The following is a 558-nucleotide window of genomic DNA, read 5'->3' as shown; positions in this document are numbered from 1 at the left end:
GCTCCGGATGACGCAGGCCCATTGCCTGCGCCCGCGACGCTACGCCGCCCACCCTGGCGGGTCCGGCCCCGCCTCCTGTTGGAGGTCTTGACCCATACTCGCCCGTGCACGGCACCGGGCCCGGAATCCGAGCGGTGCGGGCAGCTGCCCGAGCCAGGACGCGGCGATCCCGCGCAAGGCCACCAGCACCTCGGCCACCCCGAGGTGGGCGCCAAAGGCCGTCAGCGTCGGCGCCACCGACACGAAGGCCGCACCGAGCAGACCCTTGAGCGTCGTGAGCAGCGCATGCACGCCCTGCACGCGACGGCGTATCCAGCGCAACGCCCCGGGCAGCTCAATGTCCAGGCGCTCGCTGTCGCACAACGCCTCCAGACTCGGCGCCTGCTCGGCCGCGCGCACCAGCGCCTCGACCTCGCTCAAGGTGCCCGAGAGATGCGCGGCCAGACAGTCCGGCAGCAGACTGAAGGTGCAGTGACCTTCCGGACAGTAGAAGCGCGCCACTCGGGTGCCCGGCGGCGAGACGCGCGCATAGGTGCCATGGCGGGCGAAGTGACACCC

General features: G+C 72.0%; 1 protein-coding gene. It reads right to left on the bottom strand.

The annotated features are described in order from the left end of the window. Window positions 1-39: 39 nt before the first annotated feature. A partial coding sequence (locus tag G3446_RS27250; RefSeq protein ID WP_164456757.1) for a hypothetical protein occupies window positions 40-558 on the bottom strand: 519 nt, incomplete at its 5' end.

The sequence above is a fragment of the Thiorhodococcus minor genome (assembly GCF_010820565.1).
GTDB classification, from domain to species: Bacteria; Pseudomonadota; Gammaproteobacteria; order Chromatiales; family Chromatiaceae; genus Thiorhodococcus; species Thiorhodococcus minor.
Note: the sequence above shows the minus strand (reverse complement) of the source record. Positions and strands in the feature narration are given on the sequence as shown.